General features: G+C 44.6%; 25 protein-coding genes. 15 read left to right on the top strand and 10 right to left on the bottom strand.

Translation table 11 applies throughout. From position 1 onward, the window contains the following. Window positions 1-40 precede the first annotated feature (40 nt). Together NLZ44_RS15600 and NLZ44_RS15595 are read left to right on the top strand one after the other, a co-directional pair. Window positions 41-1,759 (top strand): GUN4 domain-containing protein, encoded by a 1,719-nt coding sequence (locus NLZ44_RS15600; RefSeq protein WP_493750394.1) that lies wholly within the window; start codon window positions 41-43, stop codon window positions 1,757-1,759. 200 nt (window positions 1,760-1,959) lie between these two features. Then, window positions 1,960-2,133: a hypothetical protein gene (locus tag NLZ44_RS15595; protein ID WP_006622850.1), complete on the top strand. Its 174-nt coding sequence runs from the start codon at window positions 1,960-1,962 to the stop codon at window positions 2,131-2,133. A gap of 123 nt (window positions 2,134-2,256) precedes the next feature. Here NLZ44_RS15595 and NLZ44_RS15590 read toward each other — a convergent pair whose 3' ends face one another. From NLZ44_RS15590 to NLZ44_RS15565, 6 genes are all read right to left on the bottom strand, one after another. Beyond that, on the bottom strand, window positions 2,257-3,333 hold the full coding sequence (locus tag NLZ44_RS15590; protein ID WP_493750393.1) for a D-alanine--D-alanine ligase family protein: 1,077 nt from the start codon (window positions 3,331-3,333) through the stop codon (window positions 2,257-2,259). A 193-nt stretch (window positions 3,334-3,526) separates the two neighbouring features. Next, on the bottom strand, window positions 3,527-3,934 hold the full coding sequence (locus NLZ44_RS15585) for a DUF309 domain-containing protein (RefSeq protein WP_493750392.1): 408 nt from the start codon (window positions 3,932-3,934) through the stop codon (window positions 3,527-3,529). A 139-nt stretch (window positions 3,935-4,073) separates the two neighbouring features. After that, complete coding sequence (locus NLZ44_RS15580) at window positions 4,074-4,439, bottom strand: ferredoxin thioredoxin reductase catalytic beta subunit (RefSeq protein WP_493750391.1); 366 nt, start codon at window positions 4,437-4,439, stop codon at window positions 4,074-4,076. A 114-nt stretch (window positions 4,440-4,553) separates the two neighbouring features. Continuing rightward, window positions 4,554-5,096 carry a cyclic nucleotide-binding domain-containing protein gene (locus NLZ44_RS15575; RefSeq protein ID WP_315638575.1) on the bottom strand — a complete coding sequence of 181 codons (543 nt, stop codon included), beginning with the start codon at window positions 5,094-5,096 and terminating at the stop codon, window positions 4,554-4,556. Window positions 5,097-5,246: 150 nt separating this feature from the next. Continuing rightward, window positions 5,247-6,065, bottom strand: coding sequence for a tetratricopeptide repeat protein (locus tag NLZ44_RS15570; protein WP_315638574.1), 819 nt, complete (start codon window positions 6,063-6,065; stop codon window positions 5,247-5,249). A 53-nt stretch (window positions 6,066-6,118) separates the two neighbouring features. Next, window positions 6,119-7,393, bottom strand: coding sequence for a glycosyltransferase family protein (locus NLZ44_RS15565; protein WP_493750390.1), 1,275 nt, complete (start codon window positions 7,391-7,393; stop codon window positions 6,119-6,121). A 103-nt stretch (window positions 7,394-7,496) separates the two neighbouring features. Between NLZ44_RS15565 and NLZ44_RS15560 the strand changes: the two genes are divergently transcribed. From NLZ44_RS15560 to NLZ44_RS15535, 6 genes are all read left to right on the top strand, one after another. Beyond that, the gene (locus NLZ44_RS15560) at window positions 7,497-8,732 is read left to right on the top strand and encodes a DUF4336 domain-containing protein (protein ID WP_493750389.1); all 1,236 of its coding nucleotides are present in this window, start codon (window positions 7,497-7,499) and stop codon (window positions 8,730-8,732) included. 301 nt (window positions 8,733-9,033) lie between these two features. Beyond that, a complete protein-coding gene (locus NLZ44_RS15555) occupies window positions 9,034-9,279 on the top strand; it encodes a type II toxin-antitoxin system RelN family antitoxin (protein WP_493750388.1) in 246 nt (81 codons plus the stop codon). A 371-nt stretch (window positions 9,280-9,650) separates the two neighbouring features. Then, on the top strand, window positions 9,651-10,097 hold the full coding sequence (locus NLZ44_RS15550; protein WP_493750387.1) for a PIN domain-containing protein: 447 nt from the start codon (window positions 9,651-9,653) through the stop codon (window positions 10,095-10,097). Further along, window positions 10,087-10,299, top strand: a complete 213-nt coding sequence (locus NLZ44_RS15545) for a hypothetical protein (RefSeq protein ID WP_493750386.1) — start codon at window positions 10,087-10,089, stop codon at window positions 10,297-10,299. The genes NLZ44_RS15550 and NLZ44_RS15545 overlap by 11 nt, the downstream gene beginning before the upstream one ends. Window positions 10,300-10,594: 295 nt before the next feature. After that, window positions 10,595-10,813, top strand: a complete 219-nt coding sequence (locus NLZ44_RS15540) for a DUF4926 domain-containing protein (RefSeq protein WP_493750385.1) — start codon at window positions 10,595-10,597, stop codon at window positions 10,811-10,813. 230 nt (window positions 10,814-11,043) lie between these two features. Beyond that, complete coding sequence (locus NLZ44_RS15535) at window positions 11,044-11,214, top strand: hypothetical protein (RefSeq protein ID WP_493750384.1); 171 nt, start codon at window positions 11,044-11,046, stop codon at window positions 11,212-11,214. On the opposite strand, the gene NLZ44_RS15530 is transcribed toward NLZ44_RS15535, so the two are convergent. Further along, window positions 11,158-11,580 carry a type II toxin-antitoxin system VapC family toxin gene (locus NLZ44_RS15530; protein WP_493750383.1) on the bottom strand — a complete coding sequence of 141 codons (423 nt, stop codon included), beginning with the start codon at window positions 11,578-11,580 and terminating at the stop codon, window positions 11,158-11,160. The genes NLZ44_RS15535 and NLZ44_RS15530 overlap by 57 nt on opposite strands. Then, window positions 11,570-11,818, bottom strand: coding sequence for a hypothetical protein (locus NLZ44_RS15525; protein ID WP_493750382.1), 249 nt, complete (start codon window positions 11,816-11,818; stop codon window positions 11,570-11,572). Before NLZ44_RS15525 ends, NLZ44_RS15530 begins: the two co-directional genes overlap by 11 nt. Before the next feature lie 90 nt (window positions 11,819-11,908). Here NLZ44_RS15525 and NLZ44_RS15520 point away from each other — a divergent pair, with 90 nt between their 5' ends. The 4 genes from NLZ44_RS15520 to NLZ44_RS15505 all read left to right on the top strand — a co-directional run bounded on the left by NLZ44_RS15520 (window position 11,909) and on the right by NLZ44_RS15505 (window position 13,231). Then, a complete protein-coding gene (locus NLZ44_RS15520; RefSeq protein WP_493750381.1) occupies window positions 11,909-12,055 on the top strand; it encodes a hypothetical protein in 147 nt (48 codons plus the stop codon). An 88-nt stretch (window positions 12,056-12,143) separates the two neighbouring features. After that, a complete protein-coding gene (locus tag NLZ44_RS15515; protein ID WP_493750380.1) occupies window positions 12,144-12,332 on the top strand; it encodes a hypothetical protein in 189 nt (62 codons plus the stop codon). Window positions 12,333-12,621: 289 nt separating this feature from the next. Next, window positions 12,622-12,915, top strand: a complete 294-nt coding sequence (locus NLZ44_RS15510; protein WP_493750379.1) for a type II toxin-antitoxin system HigB family toxin — start codon at window positions 12,622-12,624, stop codon at window positions 12,913-12,915. A gap of 13 nt (window positions 12,916-12,928) precedes the next feature. Then, window positions 12,929-13,231: a helix-turn-helix domain-containing protein gene (locus NLZ44_RS15505; RefSeq protein ID WP_493750378.1), complete on the top strand. Its 303-nt coding sequence runs from the start codon at window positions 12,929-12,931 to the stop codon at window positions 13,229-13,231. Window positions 13,232-13,344: 113 nt separating this feature from the next. Here NLZ44_RS15505 and NLZ44_RS15500 read toward each other — a convergent pair whose 3' ends face one another. Beyond that, window positions 13,345-13,491 carry a hypothetical protein gene (locus tag NLZ44_RS15500; RefSeq protein ID WP_493750377.1) on the bottom strand — a complete coding sequence of 49 codons (147 nt, stop codon included), beginning with the start codon at window positions 13,489-13,491 and terminating at the stop codon, window positions 13,345-13,347. After that, window positions 13,488-13,865, bottom strand: a complete 378-nt coding sequence (locus NLZ44_RS15495; protein WP_493750376.1) for a hypothetical protein — start codon at window positions 13,863-13,865, stop codon at window positions 13,488-13,490. The genes NLZ44_RS15500 and NLZ44_RS15495 overlap by 4 nt, the downstream gene beginning before the upstream one ends. 69 nt (window positions 13,866-13,934) lie before the next feature. On the opposite strand from NLZ44_RS15495, the gene NLZ44_RS15490 reads away from it, so the two are divergent. The 3 genes from NLZ44_RS15490 (at window position 13,935) to NLZ44_RS15480 (ending at window position 19,269) form a co-directional block, all read left to right on the top strand. Further along, window positions 13,935-17,306 (top strand): CHAT domain-containing protein, encoded by a 3,372-nt coding sequence (locus NLZ44_RS15490; protein WP_493750375.1) that lies wholly within the window; start codon window positions 13,935-13,937, stop codon window positions 17,304-17,306. 404 nt (window positions 17,307-17,710) lie between these two features. Beyond that, a complete protein-coding gene (locus NLZ44_RS15485) occupies window positions 17,711-18,181 on the top strand; it encodes a J domain-containing protein (protein ID WP_493750374.1) in 471 nt (156 codons plus the stop codon). Window positions 18,182-18,183: 2 nt separating this feature from the next. Continuing rightward, window positions 18,184-19,269 (top strand): hypothetical protein, encoded by a 1,086-nt coding sequence (locus NLZ44_RS15480; RefSeq protein ID WP_493750373.1) that lies wholly within the window; start codon window positions 18,184-18,186, stop codon window positions 19,267-19,269. The last annotated feature ends 897 nt before the right edge of the window (window positions 19,270-20,166 follow it).

Raw genomic sequence — 20,166 nt, 5'->3', positions numbered from 1 at the left:
AATTGCCTGATTAGAAAATGCTGTTAACACCCACAAAAACATGAGTTATTGTATTAACCCAAAGTGTTTACAACCCCAAAATTCTGACCAGGAAAAATACTGTCAGAGTTGTGGATTTTCCCTATTGTTACACAACCGTTATCGCCCCCTACAGCCCATTGGACAAGGAGGATTTGGTCGGACTTTTTTGGCGAGAGATGAAAGCAGACCATCCCATCCTCATTGTGTAATTAAAGAGTTTGATTTTCCCGAAAAAAATGCCAGCTATAATCATGCTGTCAAGTTATTTAATCAAGAGGCGGTGCGCTTAGATTGTTTGGGGGAACATCCTCAAATTCCCCGGCTATTAGCTTATTTTGAAGAACATCAACTTTTGCTATTAGTTCAAGAGTATATTCCGGGGAAAACGTTATTACAAGAATTTGAACACGATGGATTATTTGATGAACCCAAAATTTGGCAGATATTACGAGATTTATTACCAGTGCTTAAATTTGTTCACGATCGCGATATTATTCACCGAGACATCAAGCCAGCCAACCTCATCCGTCGCCGTCTTAGACACCCTTTACCACCCTCTCCTATAGCTTTTAATAACCCAGATACCATAGGGGAAACTCGCACCAGTGCAGCGATAGGTAATTTATCCTCAAAGTCAATTCGCGATCGCCCTGTACCATTACCGCCGCCACCCCCTCGACCCTCGGGAAAATCGATAAATTCCGAATCTAAAATAATCGAAAATGGTCTGATAGTATTAATTGATTTTGGCGTGGCTAAGTTACTAACAGCCACCACCATTAGTCGCACAGGAACGATTATCGGTAGCCCCGAATTTATGGCACCAGAACAAACTCGCGGGCGAGTATTTCCAGCTAGTGATTTATATAGTTTAGGCGCAACTTGTTTATATTTACTTACCGGAGTTTCCCCCTGGGATTTATATGATACCGTCCTCGAAAAATGGGTTTGGCGCGATTTTTTATCTCCCGAACGTATGGTTAGCGATAAATTAGGAAAAGTCCTTGATAAATTAGTCAATAATCAAATCCTACAGCGCTATAATTCGGCGGCGGAAGTGTTAGCGGCTATCTCCACATCACCCCCCAAGACCTCCCCTCCCACCCAGAAAGTTCTCAAACCTCAGTCCCCACCTAAAACCGCCCATAAAGCCTCAAAAACTAGGAAGCATAAAACCTCCCCCCCATCATCGGAACCCGCGAATTTAACTGACAATTTAAAGGATAATTTTCAGGCAATGTTAGGGCGAATAATACCCGCATTAACTCAACCCCCAGATGATGAAGATTTGGCTTCCGAGAATGGTGTAGACTATGGAGAATTACAGCAATTATTAGCGACTCATAGATGGCGAGAAGCTGACCGAGAAACCTGGATTATGTTATGTCGCGCGTTAGGTAAAGGCGGACGACCCTACTTACATTATAGCGATTTGAATAAGTTACCTTGTGAAGATTTGACCATCTTAGATAACTTATGGGTTAAGTATAGTAATCATCGCTTTGGGTTTAGTATTCAAGCCCAAATTTATCTACAGGAAGGGTCAGACTATGGGAAATTTTGCGATCGCGTCGGTTGGCTAAAGTCTATCGGACACGACCCCTCACTCGGCTTTCGCTATAATTTGAATATTCCTACAGGACACCTTCCCACCCGCATTTGGGTAATGAATGGGGGTAAATGGTGGCTACATTTGGAAACCATCACCCAACGACTAAAAGACTGTGGTTTAATTTAATCGGCTGCGGTGGGGGTGTGGTTGGCTCCCGATTTTTGTTTGATCACCTGATGGGATATAGTTAAATCTAATCATCCTAATAATGACTATCTATTGATGGGTTATTCTATCCTCCCCCTCTATGTTTGTCTGTTCTCTGTCACCGAGACACAAATTATTATATTATAATTGAATGTGATGCTCTCAGGACTCAACATCTAATGACAGAAACCCCTCAACCAACTACAACCCCCAACTTACAAGAACCCAAATTTGGGTTTAACTCCTATTCGGAACGCCTCAATGGTCGCGCGGCGATGATTGGGTTTGTGATTACTTTGGCGATCGAATATTTCACCAAACAGGGACTACTAGCTTGGCTAGGGTTAAGCTAAATTGCGATTTTCCGCCCTGAATCCGGCGATTTAACGACCACTAACCCCCCCAGCTAAGGGGGGGGATGATTACCACCTTACCAGGTCTTTCAAGGCAGATTTATGGGGTATTTGGGCAGTGAATTAGCGGGCTTCAGCGGCTTGGGTATGCCTTTCTAGGGCTAATTCAATGAGTTGATTTACCAATTCTGGAAAGCTGATTCCTGTGGCTGACCACAGTTGCGGATACATACTTAAAGCGGTAAAACCGGGGAGGGTGTTGATTTCATTCAGCAAGACTTCTCCGGTTTTTTCGATATAGAAGAAATCTACCCGCGCTAGTCCAGCAGCATCGACGGCGAGGAAGGCTTCGATCGCCATATCTCGGACTTTAGAAGCGATCGCTGTATCAATAGGCGCTGGAATCATCAGATTAGCTTTGCCATCAGTATACTTAGTTTCGTAGTCGTAGAAATCGCCATTATAGCTAATTTCTCCCACCACGGACGCTTTCGGATAATCATTGCCTAAAACAGCACATTCTAGTTCTCTGGCTTCGACTCCTGCTTCCACAATAATTCGCCGATCATAGGTAGCCGCAGCATCTAAAGCCGCTTCGAGTTCCTGACGCGATCGCACTTTAGAAATGCCAACAGAAGACCCTAAATTAGCAGGTTTCACAAAGCAGGGATAACCCAAAGCCGCATCAAGGTCATCGCATAATTTCGGGAAAATACAGGGGTTAGACCATACTTGACTACGCCGCACTGCTTGATAACGCACTTGCGGAATTCCCGCCTGAGAAAAAGCCATTTTCATGGCGATTTTATCCATACCAACCGCAGAACCGAGAACCCCCGAACCTACATAAGGCACTTGCATTAAGGTTAACATACCCTGAACTGTGCCATCTTCCCCATTAGGACCGTGAAGAATGGGAAACCAAAGGTCTATATCCTTGACAGTGGCGGGGTCAGGAATGCGATCACTTGGTATCACTTCCCCTGTCACTGTTAGGGGTTGACCCGACTCTAAAACCGCTTCCGCCTCGGTCCCTCTATGCCACACCCCATTTTTTTCTATATATATGGGGACTACCTCATATTTACTGGGGTTTGGGTCTATAGAGAGTGCATTGGCGATCGCCTTAGCCGAGGTAATGGACACCTCATGCTCTCCCGAACATCCACCAAATAACAGTGCAACCCGGAGTTTTGTCATATTACCCTACAACCTAATTTCCCGATTCACTTTGACACAATCTCTGGAAAAATCCAAGCTAATGGCGGGATATTTTCTGATTTTACCGTGTATGGCAACCAGTATTACGTCAGTTTCTTTCTGATAGTCAACAGAATCTTCCTGAGAGCAGCTTGCTGTTGTCCAAGTGGTTTTTCAATCCATTACGCTCAACCTATAAAGACGTAGTATCTAAAATTTCAATGGTTGGCAAAATCCCAGTTTTATGGTTTTCCAAACCTTCTCTAAAATCCTGCACATTTTCCTTACCTGATTCTTGCAAAGCCTTTAATAGGGTCGCCGTTTCCGTCACTAATTTCTCGACATTAATATCAAAATAACTCGGCTGATAGTAACCCAGGCGAGAAATTCCTTCCCCCATCAAAATAACTGCTCCTTGCCAATTTTCATTACTGAGATGATACAGAGCAACAGCAATTTGTAAAATGCCTTGATAAAATCGCTTTTCGGGTTCTCCGGCTTCCATCCAGATAGCTTCTAAAGTATCATGGCAGGCGTAAAATTCCCTTTGATTAAACTCATTAATTCCTTGCCAAAACTCAGGAGGAATATCTTTAACCATTGTCTTATCCTTACCTATAGCACAACCCGCGACATTACATAAATAATATAATCCCCCTGTGAATAAGGGGGAGTTAGAGGGAGTTAGAGGGGGGTAAAATAACTTTTACCTGTTCCCTAGTTACTGGTGATATGGTAGCTCAAACCATGCTTTTTCTGGTTTCTTCTAACACTTCCATCTCAATGGTTTGCTGATCTCCGGCAAAATCATTATCTGGGGTTAAGAAAAGCATACAATGGCACTCTTTGCGTTCCCGCATGGGGATGCAAGGACAATTCCAGAAAGCATCTTTGACCTCTGCCTCTTTATCTTCATAGTGGCGGCAGGGACATAGGGGAGAACCTAAATCATCCTTATGTTTGGCAAGTCCTTCAATCACTACGGCTGTCACTGAAGGTTCCGCACAAAAATAGGTTCCAGTTCGTTTAGCATACTGTTCGGCGAATCGCTTCATCGCCTCTAGGCTTTTGGGAGTGGAGAGTTTTTCGTTGATCTGCTCTGTCATTATGGAAGCACTCTTGACTAAATCCGCTTTTAATATTTTAACCCAAAACCGGATCTTGTTCAAATTCTACCTAGGGCGATCGCCAAGTTTCTCCATGGATCTTAGGCATCCCGTTTAGGTTGGCACTACATATTCACCTCGCAGACGTTGTATAATTTCCCGAAACCGATATCCGTCCTCATCGAGAGATTGCTCAATTTCTGTGGTAGAACTATTAGTTTCAGAAGGTAATGGTTTTTGTTGACCAAACTGGGTCACAGTATTTCGGAGACGATAGGACAAAAACTTACTTACTGCTCGATAAAATCTCAGAGAAAACAAAGCATCCCACTCCAATTTTTCTGATAATTTTTGACGAGGAACCGATAAGACTAAACAAGGTTCTTTGGCGCTAACTGTTGCTGAAGGCATACGACCATCAACAAAAGACATTTCTCCGATAACTTCTCCTATACCGAGTGTAGCCACTTCTCGATTTCCCAAGGCGGCTACTGATGCCACCAATGTACCATCAAGAACGATATAAAGGGCTTCAATTAGCTGACCTTCTGTAATTAAAACCATGCCAGACTCAAGTTGCTGTTGCTGACCATTAGCAATAATCCAGTCCAGGTCACGATCGCTCAATTCTCCCAGAATAGCTAGTGTTTTATTCATAGATCATCACGAAGGTAATTATTAACAATTTAGGATAGCTGCCTAACCAGTTACCACCTCACCCGTGAATCAATTAATTACTACTCCTCACTATTTGGCTGTTTTTGGGCACCCTGACTGCTTTAACTGTTGATAGCCTATCCAGCACCATCAATACAATTGTAGCATAAGCTGCTTACGATACTGAGGGATAAGTGGATGATCTGGTCCGAGAAGGTCAAACACTGCGATCATAGCTTTTCTAGCGCCATCTTCGCGATATTTACGACTAATGCCGACAATCTTTAGAAATAATGAAAGACCCGCGTCATATTCCTCATTAATGATATGCTGGCAGGCTTGAGCATAAAGCTGTTCTATTTCGGTTTCTCCAGGGTTTTCAGCAGCGGCTCGAAATTCAATCAATTTTTCGACAGCACGCGCCTTAGCATGAAACTCTCGGTTATCGGGTCTAATAGTTGCCAACATTTTTTGGGCGGCTTCAATTTCATTAACGGAAATCAGAAACTGAGCAGCTTTAATAATTAGTTCGGGATGATTGGGATATTTCTCAAACAAAAAATCAAACAAATTTTTAGCTTGTTTGAGATTACCGGAATTAGTAGCATTATCAATAGCCGACAATCCATTTTCTAACTCTGATTTAAGGTTAAAACCCGCCAATAATTGCCGCAGTTGCGGTTCAGCGATCGCCCCCACAAAACCAGGTTTAACCTCTGCTTTGGTAACCATACGAACATCAGGAACCCCCTCAATACCATATTGACTAGCCAATTCAGGATTATGATCTACATCGACCTTGGCTAAGATAAAATCGTATTCGGTGGTCAGTCGCTCTAGTATGGGTTTCATGATTTGACAAGGGCCGCACCAGGTGGCAAAAAAATCGACCATCACCAATTTTTCCCAAGATTTATCAATAACTTCTGCCTGAAAATTATCCTGATTAACGTCAATGGCATATCCCATATTAACCTATCTCCTGTTGCTGATATAGATACTAATTTATCCCAATTTACCAACTATTGTGACAACATTTCAAGTACCATATTAGCCAATTTTTGAGAGGCTCCAGGTTGTCCCCGGACTTGTCGCAAGCGATCGCGAATAGTTTGGAGACGGTGGGGGTTTTGCAAATATTCCAAAATACGATCGCCAATAAATTCTGGTTGTAGCCTCCCCAAAAATTCCGGGACTATTTCGGCTCCGGCCCAAATATTCGGCCAAGCCAATAATTTACCAGTGCGTTGTATATACGATAGTGCTACGCTGTTAATTCCCTTAGCCAGGAAGCCACCAACACCAGGTAAATTGGCTAAAATCCCTGGGATACCATCCCACGCACGCATAGCATCAAGTTGATAACTAGGAAGCAAAACCACCATAGGTATAGCTAAAGCACCCAATTCCGCAGTATTAGCCCCCACGGTAGTGACAGCGAAACAGCAGCGGGAAAGTAGGGGATAAGCGGGGTTTTGAGTATACAGACTCACGTTTAAGCCAGTTTTGGTTTGTAGGATAAATTGATCACCTATCTGTTGAAGATCCGCCGCCACACCGGGGAAATAACTAAGGATGGGGTTATATTCAGGATTAGCCAGTTGTGCAATGGTAGAGACCTCGACGGTGGGAGCGACAGGAATGATAAATTGAGTTTGAGGGCGGCGCTGGTGGATATATTGAGCGATCGCCAAAGTCAAAGGCACACCCTGAACCAGTTTAGCCATTTTCGAGCCAGGAAGCAGAGCGATAAGTTCCGTCAGAGGTGGCTGTAGCAGCGAGTAAGGCTTGATTGGCTCCTGGGTTGGGGGGGAAGTCACATCAGCCATCAAGTCGCCTATAACAGTGCATTTTGAGGCGTATAAGTGAGGTATACGGCTAATGGTTTCGGGTTTCATGACGGCAAATTTGTCAATCCATCGCCACCAACGGATATCCCATTCTGCGTAAACTATACTTTGATATGCCAGGCGGCGGGCAATAATCGGGGTAAAGGCTTGGTCGCCGCCCAAAAATAAGACTAAACCCTTTTCTCGCCAATCCCAATTTTGGGCGGTTTTTCCTGAGAGTAAAAATTTCCAGAAGTGTTGGGAACCCTGAATGCGGTCAATGGCTAAAAGCGATCGCCCGATTTCTACTTCCTTACCGGTAGCGTTAGGACAAGGTGATAGAATCAGGGAGGTTCTCAGATCCAGATGGCTATTTTGAGATCTAATAGCTTCTAGGACTGGTCGCACCCAGGTAGTTAGTTCTCCCGGACCGTTGGAGAGGATAAGGATATCGGCGGCTGTGGACATTGGTAGGGCGATCGCTTAGTTATCATGATTGAGTATTATCTAATTTTCCCCTAGAAACCAGGTTTCTGATAACCTCTAATAAGTGCTATGAACCGTAATACCAGTGGAAAGTCAACCGGAACACCCTAACCCCCTCAGTCACTCTTCAGACTGGCGTTGGCCATGGTGGCCCTTAGTCCCCCTCTACCCATTTAGTCAGCGTCGGACTATTCGCCGGGAAGTAGTCAGCGATCGCATTTGGACTTTTGAACAGGTCCAAGGTATTCTGTATGTGGTGGTTCCCATTCGCATGACCGTCATTCGGTTGGATATGGGGGGATTATTAGTTTATGCTCCTGTGGCTCCTACTCCTGAATGTATTAGACTGGTGAATGAGTTAGTAGCTGAATATGGAGAGGTGCGCTATATTATCCTCCCCACCACCTCCGGTCTTGAGCATAAAGTGTTTGTCGGTCCCTTTGCGCGGAAGTTTCCGAAAGCTCAGGTTTTTGTGGCTCCAGATCAATGGAGTTATCCGTTCAAATTACCCTTGAGTTGGTTAGGTTTACCGCCGAAACGTACCCATATTTTACCAGCAGATTGTTCTGAAACTCCGTTTTACCGCGAGTTTAGTTATGCGATTTTAGGCCCGATTAATTTGGGATTAGGAACCTTTGAGGAAGTGGCATTTTTCCATTGGCGATCGCAAACTTTATTACTGACAGATACCATAATTTCTATTCCAGAACAACCCCCAGCCATAGTGGAAATAGATGCCTATCCTCTGTTATTCCACGCGCGAGATAATGCCTTTCAAACCGTGGCAGATCACCCGACCACCCGCGAAAAAGGATGGCAGCGAATCACCCTATTTTCCCTGTATTTCCAACCAGATACATTAGAGCCAGTGCCATTCAAACAAGCTCTCAGTGATGCTTTAAAAGCAAGCGATCGCTCTCGAAAAGCCTATTTTGGTTTATTTCCCTTCCAGTGGCGATCGGGCTGGGAAGAAGCCTTTAACACCCTCCGAAGAGACGGCAATATATTAGTGGCTCCCATTCTGCAAACCCTGATCTTGAATCGTTCGCCACAACTGACCCTCGCCTGGGCGGATCGTGTTGGCGAGTGGAATTTTAACCGGATTATTCCCTGCCATTTTGACGCACCGATAACAGCCACTCCCCCGGCTTTTCGGCAGGCTTTCAGCTTCCTAGAATCCCAGGAAGCGCCGCCCAATGGTTATTTAGGCAGTTCCAGTCATCCCCTCCCCGCCGGAGATTTTACCATCCTCCAAAATATAGATAAACGCCTAAACCAATGGGGAATTACTCCCCCACCAGCATCAGCCAAAATCCCTTAAATTTATCTAATAGCTAATCCTGATATTGGTCAAATCTCATCAGGATCTGAATGCCTAAGAATACCTATAACTCGGATGCGATCGCCACATCCCAGATTAATATATGACTGTGACATTCCCCCACCCCCAGAAACCCGGTTTCAGACTTGACTGAGTTTTGGGGAGGGTGGGGAGGGAAAAGGAGAGAACGGAACCGTATTTGTGAGTGATAAATGTGCTAAAATCAAATCATAACAGACATAAAAATGTTGGGTTACTTTTGCCCAGGTAGCATTGGTATGACATATTTTGAGGTAAGACAATGAAGGCATTTGAGGTATTGGGAAAAGTCAATCATCAGGGTCACATTTTGCTAGATGAACCTTTAGAAGTTAAACCTGATATTCGGGTCAAAGTTATCGTTTTGATATCTGATGAAGATGAATTGGATGCTGACGATACTCCGGTTGAGGAAATTCAAGCCAGTTTAATCCGAGCCTTGCAAGATGCTCAAGCCGGAAGAAGAATTCCCCTAGAAAAAATGTGGGAGGGAATTGATGCCGAATAATCCAATAAACCGGGTTAATAAAATCCCTTAAATTTATCTAATAGCTAACCCTGATATTGGTCAAATCTCATCAGGATCTGAATGCCTAAGAATACCTATAACTCGGATGCGATCGCCACATCCCAGATTAATATATGACTGTGACATTCCCCCACCCCCAGAAACCCGGTTTCTTTGGGGTAAAATGGTGATGGTATCCCCTACCCGGTGGGTGGCGATGGATGAACGGCGATCGCAGTCTTATCTCTCGCGGATTCAAGAACGCCTCAACGTTCAGGGCAGGGACTAAAATACTAGGGTGTGTAGGAACACTCAGTCGTCAGTAGAAACTGAGACTCTAAACTTGCCCACCAATCCTTGACTGGAGATAGATGTCTGGTATGCGTATTTACCTAGACACAAGCGTTTTAAATCGTCCCTTTGACGATCAATCACAGGTCAAAATCTTTTTAGAAACCCAGGCGTTTCTTCTAATTCTAACCCTGATTGAAAGTCAGAAAATTGCTCTGGTCAGTTCCAGTGTTTTAGACTATGAAAATAGTCGCAACTCTCGTCTTGACCGTGCCAATGCTGTCAAGATCTGGCTTAGTTTGTCCAAGACCTATCAGAAACTGACACCTGAGATTCGCCTTCGAGCAAAAGCACTGGAAGAGATGGGTGTTAAGTCTTTAGATGCTTTACATATTGCCAGCGCGGAAGCATCTGGGAGTGATTATTTTATCACCTGCGATAAACGTCTGATTAATCGCTGCCAAGCCCTAGATTTACCAGTTCTGAATCCCACCTATTTGATCACGGAGGTTGATTATGAAGGTTAATTTACCAAAAGAACGACAAGTTATCGAAGAGGCGCTAAAAATCCTATCCGCTCACATGGAACCTGTCAAATTTGCTAGATTTGTTGTGGCTTGTCAACTGGGGTCAGGCGATTATTTGTTGATTAAAGATGATACCTTTGCGGATGAAACAGTGGATAGTTTATATGACAAAATTCGGGATTTTGAGCAGGGAAAAACTTGAGGTGGCGTTTATAAATGGGTGTTAACGATCCGGTTTCTGGGACAAGTTTTGTGAAAAATGAGTCGGTGGAAGCAACCCGGTTTCTGGATTGTGGTGTAAAATGGTGATGGTATACCCTACCCCGTGTGTGGCTATGGATGAAAAGCGATCGCAGTCTTATCTCTCGCGGATTTCAAGAACTCGTTACCTAATTGCGAGGTCAAAATGGCATTAAACTGAAAATATTAACAATATGGATGGTCACTAATAATGAAACCCGATTTGTAACTCTAGTCCCTGACAAAGGAGAAAATAAATGAAACCTCAATATCCTCTATTTTATCAAGTGGCGCTGACTGAAGACTTGCCCCAATATCACCTAAAACGGGGCGATACTGCCACCATTGTTGAACATTATCATAACCCAGATTCCCAAGAAGATGGCTATAGTTTAGAAGGGTTTGATGTTCCTCAAATTACCATTGAAGTGACCGCATCACAGATTATGCTCCTAAGTGACTATTTGACAGAGTAAGCCATTTTAAGTAAATTTCGCAACCTGTCAGGACCCCGACAAAAACAACTATAAGAATACCTTGACTTTCTTTGGCAAAAAGACAAAACTACTCCGGTGAATTAATAAATTGAGGTTTGAGGGTCTGTGGGTGGGAAAAGAAACCGGGTTTCTAGCAGCATCTCGGTAGCTTCACAAATATTTAAGAAAGAAATCGGGTTTCTCAGTGGCGGGGATGGGGTAAAATGTTGATGGTATTCTCTACCCGGTGTGTGGCTATGGATGAAAAGCGATCGCAGTCTTATCTCTCGCGGATTCAAGAACTGCTCAACTGTCCGGGTGGGGAGGAAGTCGCTAATATAGCATCAGGAACTCAGGAGACGAATAAAACCAGCTTGCTCAAAATGATGATCGCTAGTTAGGGCGTTTGGGATTTTTAATTGATCCATAATGATAAACGAAGTGGCATCAACCAGTGACCAGTTTTTGTCTACCCGTTTTTTCAAAAGTTCCCAGGCTGCACTTTCAATCTGCTGATCAACCCGAATTATTTGCAGATAAGCAGCAGATTGAATGGCATCGATATATTGGAAAATTTGGGGGCGAGAAACTCTGAGAGGACTATTGAACAATGCCACAAGCTCAAGAACAATATAGTTGCTTGTAACCATCAAATAATCTTTTTCTCTGGCTTGAGTAAACCATTGTAATGCCTGGAGGTGGTAGGGTTCAGTCTTGATAAACAAGTTAGCCCAGCCAGAAGTATCAACAAATGTACTATTTCTCACTAGACAACTCCTGCGAAGCAATCCCCTCCCCAATATAGTCATCGTGGCGAGAGGCGATATCATCCCGTTCGTAGCTTAATGTACCTAGGAGTGGGGCAATTGGATCGTCAGGTTGTGTGGCTAAATCCTCTAATGATTTCAGGACCATTGCTTCCACAGAGAGATTGATAATTTTGGCTTTAGCTTCTAGGCGTTGGCTCAAATCATCGGGAATTTCGAGGCTGATTTTGCGAGTCATGATTCAGGTCGTAGGTTGAGAAGATGATTCACTTTCTCATTGTAGCAAGGGCTAGGCAGGAAAGTTGACGGCGGATCGGGTAAAATGGGGATGGTATTCTCTACCCCGTGTGTGGCGATGGATGAAAAGCGATCGCAGTCTTATCTCTCGCGGATTCAAGAACTCGTTACCTGTGCCAATAGGATGGACTTGTCTGGGAGGGGGGACTATCTCCGTCATGGTGTGAAACCCAAATAAAATCTCTATTGTGACCCAGAAAATCACCATGGATATTAGGCAATTGATTGATTTCGCTGACCGGGTTAATTTATGAGGAAAAATAGTCATGAAAGGAATTCAATTTGTGGTGAATGAAACCGGAGAAAAACAGGCGGTATTAATTGATTTGGCTGAGTGGGGTGAGTTATGGGAAGATTTCTATGATGTGTTGGTGGCTCATGCTCGTGAGCAGGAGGAGGAGGTGTCTTGGGAGGAGTTAAAACAAGACATCCAGGCAGAAGCGAATCGCAAATGAAGGGTATGCTGTCCGGTTTAAGAAGTCGGCGGCTGGGGTGGTTCGGATTGTGCGCGTGAGGCATCGTCGGGATGTCTATCGGAGTTGATTTAAGGATGCCGATTAGTCTCAAGTCACAAGGGGATGGCAGGCGGGAAAAGAAACCGGGTTTCTAGCAGCATCTCTGTTTCTTCACAAAAATTTAACAAAGAAACCCGGTTTCTCAGTCGCGGGGATGGTGTAAAATGGGGGTGCTATCCTGAGCTATTGCGTTGCAATTGATGATTAATGATTGAGGGAAAACGTTGTTGTGAGGATTATTGCTCGCAGTACATTACGAGAGTTTTGGCAGTTACACGCCGATGCTGAACAACCATTAAAGGCTTGGTTTCAGGATGTCCGTAGCATGAACTGGACAAGCCCAGCAGATATTAAAGCGATTTATGGTAATGCCAGTATTCTTCCCAATAATCGGGTGGTTTTTAATATAAGAGGGAATAATTACCGGATAATTGTTCATGTTCGTTATGATTTGGGGATTGTCTTTATTCGCTTTATTGGTACTCATAAGGACTATGATAATATTGATGCAACCACGATTTAAAGAGGTGAAACCCATGAAATTAAAACCCATTAAAACTGAGGCGGATTATCGTGAAGCTTTAGCAGAGGTTGAACGGTTATTTGATGCGCCTATAAATACGGATGATGGGGATAGGCTTGAGGTTCTGACAGCCCTAATCGAAGTCTATGAAGAACAACATCATCCGATTGAGTTACCATCACCTTATCAGGACATTTTATACCATCTGGAAAGTCGCCAGCCACCTGTTTTAAGTTTTATTGAGGGGTTGAAGCGGCGCGGGGTAAGTGAGCAGGTGATTCAAGAGGCTTTAAATGAATTGATAATTGATAATTGAGGGGAAAAATGAGCAGTCAAGGGTGAGGGCTATTTCATTCTCCCCGCCCAATTAATTTTGGGGTTATTCATAAGATTTACCTGGCCAGGGATACAGAAGTTATTTGCTAATTTTTAGCCTAACAGTAGGAAATAACTCCGAACAATACTTAGATGCAAAGTGTTGCTTTCATCCTCAATGGCTTGCCTTGCCGTTTGGCTAAGATTTGGGTTGCCGTCTATCCGCCAAATAAAGATAGGTGTGTCTAATAATAATTTCATTCCATATACTCAGCAAAATCATTGAGGGGTGCGCCAAAGTCTTCTGCAATCTTTATTTGGCCCCGCATACAACCAAATAATTTTTTACGGCTGATTTTTTTGTCTACAAATAGGTTCGGCTGTTGTTGCCACTGGGTAATTAAGTAGGAAACCAATTGCAACTGCTCTTGGCGATCGCGTTGGGTGACTTCTGCTAAGACTTTTTCTAGGAGGGGACTCATCAGTGACCTCAACTTGGGGATTTCTTTGATTGTACTACTTTGGTAGGGTAAGGGGGAAAAGGGAGGGGATGAACGTAACCGGGTTTCTGGGATGTGTGGGAAAAGAAACCGGGTTTCTAGCAGCATCTCTGTTTCTTCACCAAAATTTAACAAAGAAACCCGGTTTCTCAGTCGCGGGGATGGTGTAAAATCGGGGTGGTATCTCCTACCCGGTGTGTGGCTATGGATGAACAAAGAGTGCAGGCTTATCTATCCCTGATTAAACAACTCCTCGACTGTCCCAGTGGGCAAGAAGTGCAAATCCTCGACGATCATCTGGAGTTGGTGGATGAAGGGTTTGTGCGAGTGTGCGGGGTGCTGGCGGAACAGTTGCAGGAGGAGGGGGAGGAGAGTACGGCGGCATTTTTACGGGATGTGGTGCAAGAGGTGGAGGAATATCTCAATTCATATGAAGATGGGGATGAATTCATGGAAATCCGAAGTTCCCCCACGCCGGAAGACTATTTCAACTTTTTAATAGACGTATTGCAAGCTACTCAAGATAGTCAGGGCAATCCCACGGTGGTTTATCCGCTGCTGCAACATAACCTCGATAAATTGGATGGAAATCTGTATGATATTTTGCCAATATTGGCGAGTCAAGTTTTGAAAAAACATCAAAACAATCAAATGATTAAATTTGCCGCAATCATTGGTGAATTTGCTAATTTAATTCAGCAGTTTCCCTTGGGAAGTCGAGCGGATAATCTGGAAATTGGAATTATAGGCTATGAAATTAGCTTAACTGTTTTCACACAAGAGAGACACCAAGAAATATGGGCAATACTTCAAAACAATCTAGGGACTGCCTACTCCGACCGCATTAAAGGAGAGCGTGCGAACAATCTTGAACAGGCTATTGTGGCCTATAAAGCGGCATTAGTAGTCCATACTCGTGAATCATTTCCAAAAGATTGGGCATTGACTCAAAATAACTTGGGGAATGCCTATCGTGACCGGATCAGAGGAGAGCGAATAGACAACCTAGAACAGGCTATTATTGCTTATCATGCGGCATTAGAAATACTTACCCGTGAAGACTATTCAACCGATTGGGCGACGACCCAAAATAATCTGGGGCTTGCCTATAGAAACCGCATAAAAGGAGAAGGAGCGAATAACTTAGAATATGCTATTGCCGCCTTTCAATCTGCCTTAGATGTTTATAATTTTACTTCTTTTCCTGAAGATTGGGCAATGACTCAAAATAACTTGGGTAGTGCCTACTATTACCGGATTAAAGGAGAGCGATCAGATAACTTAGAATATGCTATTGCCGCTTTTCAATCCGCTTTAGAAATTTATACCCCTACTGCCCTTCCTGAAAAATGGGCAATTGCTCAAATTGGTTTGGGGGCAGCCTACTCCGACCGCATTAAAGGAGAGCGTGCGAACAATCTTGAGCAGGCTATTGTTGCCTATAAAGCAGCATTAGCAGTCCATACTCGTGAAGCCTTTCCCGAATATTGGGCATTGATTCAAAATAACTTGGGGCTTGCTTACAGTAACTTGATGGGCGAAGATCAAGCGGACAGCTTAGAACAGGCAATCGCTTTCTATACAGCGGCATTAGCAGTTCGTACCCGTACCTCCTTTCCTTACGAATGGGCACAAACTCAAAATAATTTAGGCAACGCCTATTGTGACCGCATTCAGGGAAAAAAGGTGAGTAATCTAGAACAGGCAATAGCTGCTTTTGAATCTGCATTAGACATCTATAACCATAAGGCATTTCCCTATGAATGGGCAACGACTCAAAATAACTTGGCCAATGCCTATGTGGAAATAGATAAAGTCGAAGCTGCTACGATCTGTTACCGAGCCGCCTTACAAATCTATACTCCTTCTTCCTTTCCGATCAACTGCCTTGGAACCGGACGCAACCTCGGCGACCTGAGTTATGATCTGCAAAACTGGGAAATCGCGATCGAAGGCTACAACCAAGCCATCCTAGCCATCGAACAAAGCCGCTACTGGGCGACCTCCGAAGCCACCAAACGGGAACTCATCGCCAACTCCCTCGATATCTATCAAAAAATGGTGCAAGCCTGCATCAACCACCAAGACTACGCCCAAGCCTTGCTCACCGTCGAACGCAGTAAATCCCGCACCCTGATCGAACTCCTCGACAGCGCCCACCTCTACCCCAAAAACGCCACGGACGCACAAAAACAACGCATCAGCGACCTGCGCCGTCAAATCGCCATCTACCAACAACAACTCGCCTTCACCCCCAGCGACACCCTCACCCCCGCTACGGAGAAGCACCCCAACCAACCCTCACCCGAAACCCTGATCCGCCAACAACTCCAAGCCGCTAACCAGCAATTCCAAGACCTGCTCACGGAACTCGACGACCCCAACTTTACCCTCACCCAACAAGTCCCCCCCCAACTCCCGGACTTGCGCCGCCTCCTCCAACCCCAAACCGCCCTGATCGAGTGGTATCTCCCCAGGGATGCCGACTCCGGGTTTTACCTCTTCCTCGTCACCCGTCGCCGAGACGAGCAAATCCAGATTACCCCCCACCACTTCAGCGCCGCACAGCGCCAACACCTCGACCAAGCCATCCTCGACTACCGCAGCGACTACGGAAAACCCACCTGGAATGACCAACTCCCCCAACGCCTGGAAACCCTCAGCAGTGCCCTCCAAGTCCCCCGCATTCTGGCTGAATTATCCGAGATTCAACACCTCATCCTGATTCCCCACCGGGAACTGCACCTCATCCCCCTCCACGCTCTCCCCGTCTCTCTCCCCTCGCTTTCTGGGAGTGAGGGAAAACCCCTGCAAGACTGGTTCCCGGTCCAATATGCCCCCAGTTGTCAAATTCTCAACAATCTCCAGCAGCGTCCCCCCCTCAACGGGGAAACGGTCCCCTTCTTCGCGATTCAAAACCCGACGGAAGACCTGGACTATGCGGAGTGGGGGGTGGAACTGTTGCGTCGCCAATTCAGCCCCCATCAAGTCTTGCGTCGCGACGAAGCTATCCTGGATAATTTAACCCAACCCCACACCCAAACCTTCCTTGAGCAGAGTCACGCGGTCCACTTTGGCTGTCACGGTGAGTTTGACCAGCGCAACCCCCTCAACGCCTATCTGAGACTGGCGAATGGGGACAAGCTGACGTTTCTGGATATTTTCAACGGTCTTAATATTCCCCTCTGTCGCCTGCTGGTGCTTTCGGCTTGCAAAACTGGGTTGGTGGAAACCTCCAGTACAGATGACTATGTGGGATTATCCAGTGCTTTTTTCTACGCCGGAGCTCGAACGGTGGTCGCCAGTCTCTGGAATGTGGATGAACTGGCGGCGACTCTGGTGACTCTGCGCCTCTATCAAATTTTACCAGACTATCCCTCGGTGGCTGTGGCGTTGCAAGCGGCTCAAACTTGGTTGCGGGGGGTATCTTGTGATGATGTTCTCCACTGGCTTGAACATGAGCAGAAGGCGACGGAGGAAGAAGTGGAAGCGGTGGAAGACCGTTTGAGTTTATTTGATGACCCTCCCTTTGCAGACGCTTGTTATTGGTCCGCGTTTACGGCAACGGGTTTATAATGGGGGACAATTTAGCCCTGATGAAGTTAGACCCTCCGTTGGTGCAGCAGGTGGGGCGGTTTTAGGGCAGGGGTAATGCAGCCATCCCACAGGGAGATAACACCCGCAGAATACGAACCCTTTTTGCCCGCAGAACTTCCCTTGACTTAGCATGAATGTCTTGGTATAATTAATAAAATAAAGTTGTTAAACTCTATAAAAACCCGCACCCTAAAGGGTGGGGCTACACAGACGAAGCCCGCCTGCGCGGGCTAATCCATAAAATCGACTTTTTCCAACCGGATTGGGTCTAATTCATAAGATAAAGTTGTGGTGGTACTCCCATGCCCCAGGTAGTTCTAGATCCAGAAGTAAAGACTGAGATAGATCGTCTTGCTCAAGTTAGGCAAGTTGACTCCAAACTTTTGGAACAGTTTGCCTATTTCGTTCTTGAGATATCAAAGCAAAAGTCAAGCAATAAAGCTCATTCGCTGAAAACTCATGATCTCAAACAAGCTATTTATGAGCGGTTTGGCGTGAAGGATACATCAGAGTTGAAAAAATCTGGTGCTTTCAGAATGGCGACTGATGGCATGGACTCATTAGACTTCCGCTTAAAACCAACCTGGGAAACCCTCTATCGAAAGTTTGTAGGTATTCTTCCCAATGAGCAAAGCCAGGAAGGATATGGTTGTATTAATGGAATTGATATCTTTAAATACTTTAAACCCTGGCAGGTATTTGGACTAGATCCCAAAACCGCTACCAAGAATGATGTCAAAATGGCCTATTATCAATTATCAAAAATTTATCACCCTGACAATTTGGTGACGGGCGATCGAGCAATTTTTGAGCAAGTGGAAAATATGTACAAAAGTATAATTGCTGGATTTTGAAAATGCCTTTTGATAAAGAAGTTTTCTATATTGAAGAAATCAAGCTGGCTGAGGCTTTAGAGCTAACCCAACAAGGTTTAGACGAAATAGTTGATTTTTTACAGGCATCGACCGATGAAAGTATTCGACTCAAAGAATGGTTACATTTTGTGGTCCAAAATTATGTAACTAAGCAACAACCGATTCGGATATTTTCTCGGGAAGGAGCTTTGGCTATTGCCAGCTATCTGGATTTAATAGGCGATGCCACTCAACTTTCCCTCAAAAGAGTTATTGCATTACTAGATAGATACAGCGTCAATCAAATAGATGCCAAGATTCGTAGGGCGCTGTATGAAAATAGTTCTTCTTTAGTTTCCAGAAATAAACGTCACTGGCTTAGTCGAGAAGATGTAGTGCGGATATTTATAACCACTTCCTCCCGGTTAGAGCAGGCGTTTAGAGATATTCAAAGGTCTGATTTTCCCATGAGAATGAATATAGACTTTGAAGATTATGACGGCATGAGATTCTTCTCTTTGTCTGGCTTAGAAAAACTTAGTATAGAATTGTCCTTAAAATTGCGCTCCGAAGAGAGGCGTGCTTATTGTAAACGGGTGAGTGAAGTGGCTCCTCCTGTATTAGAATTTCTGGCGATCGCACCTTCTCCAGAGCCAAAACAGATTGACCAAGCTATGAACTTTGCCAAAAATAGAGATAAAAAAACTTGTCAGGTGACGGGTGCTGTTAGAGATAAGTATAACCAACGAATTGAAGTGGTTGGTCATCATCTTTATGACAAAAATGCTTATCATTTTCTCAGCGCCGATCCAGATAACATTTTAACAATTGACAAAAGACTACATGAGGATTTTCATCAATGGAATGGAGGAACCCAAAAAACTTGTACAATCGATGACTTCATTGATTATGTGGAGTGGCGCTATCCAGAAAAGGTTATGGTCGAAAGGGAAGTCGCCTTCCCCAACTCCAATTCAAAACCGTGCTTGATACTTTCACATCACACGGCTCCTGATGTGGATACCCCTTTTGACATCGGGAACAGGGTAACGACTCCCTGCTTTTGTGATTTCAACTTTTGGAGCTAAATACAACATCGTAGTGTTTAAACTCGCTTTCGTCGTAAACACTCCTAATTGTCGCAGTCTCTATATCCACACCGTGACTAGTGGGCATATCCTAACCATTACAGTTAGGCATTGGCTTTCAGTCACATCCTTTCCCCTTAAAGGTATACGCTTACACTTTCACTACTCCGCAGGTACATCCTGCCACTTGAGAGCCTAAAAGGGGTTTAAACGTTCCGTTTATACGGGCATTCCATCTTTAGATTTGTCCTCTCCACCGGGGTACTTTTAAAAGTCTGTGTAGGTGATGTCATGATTACCCTACTTTTCCCCTTGCTCTTTTGAACGCAGCGTATCAACCTGTTTCGCTGCTAAATCATTACGATGGTTCAAGCCGGACATTCGGTTTCCCTAATCATGGATGGTTGGCAGTGGTCGCATTTGGTAGTAGGTTCTACTTCACGCCTTCCGTTCCCCGCTTCAATCCTGGGGTTATGATTCCCAAAACTGGGGGTGGCTATCGCCGTTACTCTCAACGCAATTGTTAAGGAATCATTAATATTTCCAGTTGGGCGTTTTGACCTTGAGTTCCCTGCCTTGTTTTGTATATTTCTATACCAAACGTTGGGACATATAAACAGTTATGGGATGGTCAGGGTACGAGTCCCTTATATTTCACCAAGGGGTGAAAGTCCCACTAGGAGGTTATTTCAGGCATTGCAGCCTTATTTGACTCCTAAACGTCTCGCACCATGAATTAATCTTAACCTTGCATAATAAGCAAAGAGTTCTCAGGTTAAAATTGGCTCAAGTCCAACGGACATTACCGGAAAGTAGAGATTAAGTTCTGGTGTTCTGGACTGGCTGAAATATGACCAGAAGGCGACGGAGGAAGGAATGGAAGCGGTGAAAGACCGT

It is taken from the genome of Arthrospira sp. PCC 9901, from assembly GCF_059013425.1.
Note: the sequence above shows the minus strand (reverse complement) of the source record. Positions and strands in the feature narration are given on the sequence as shown.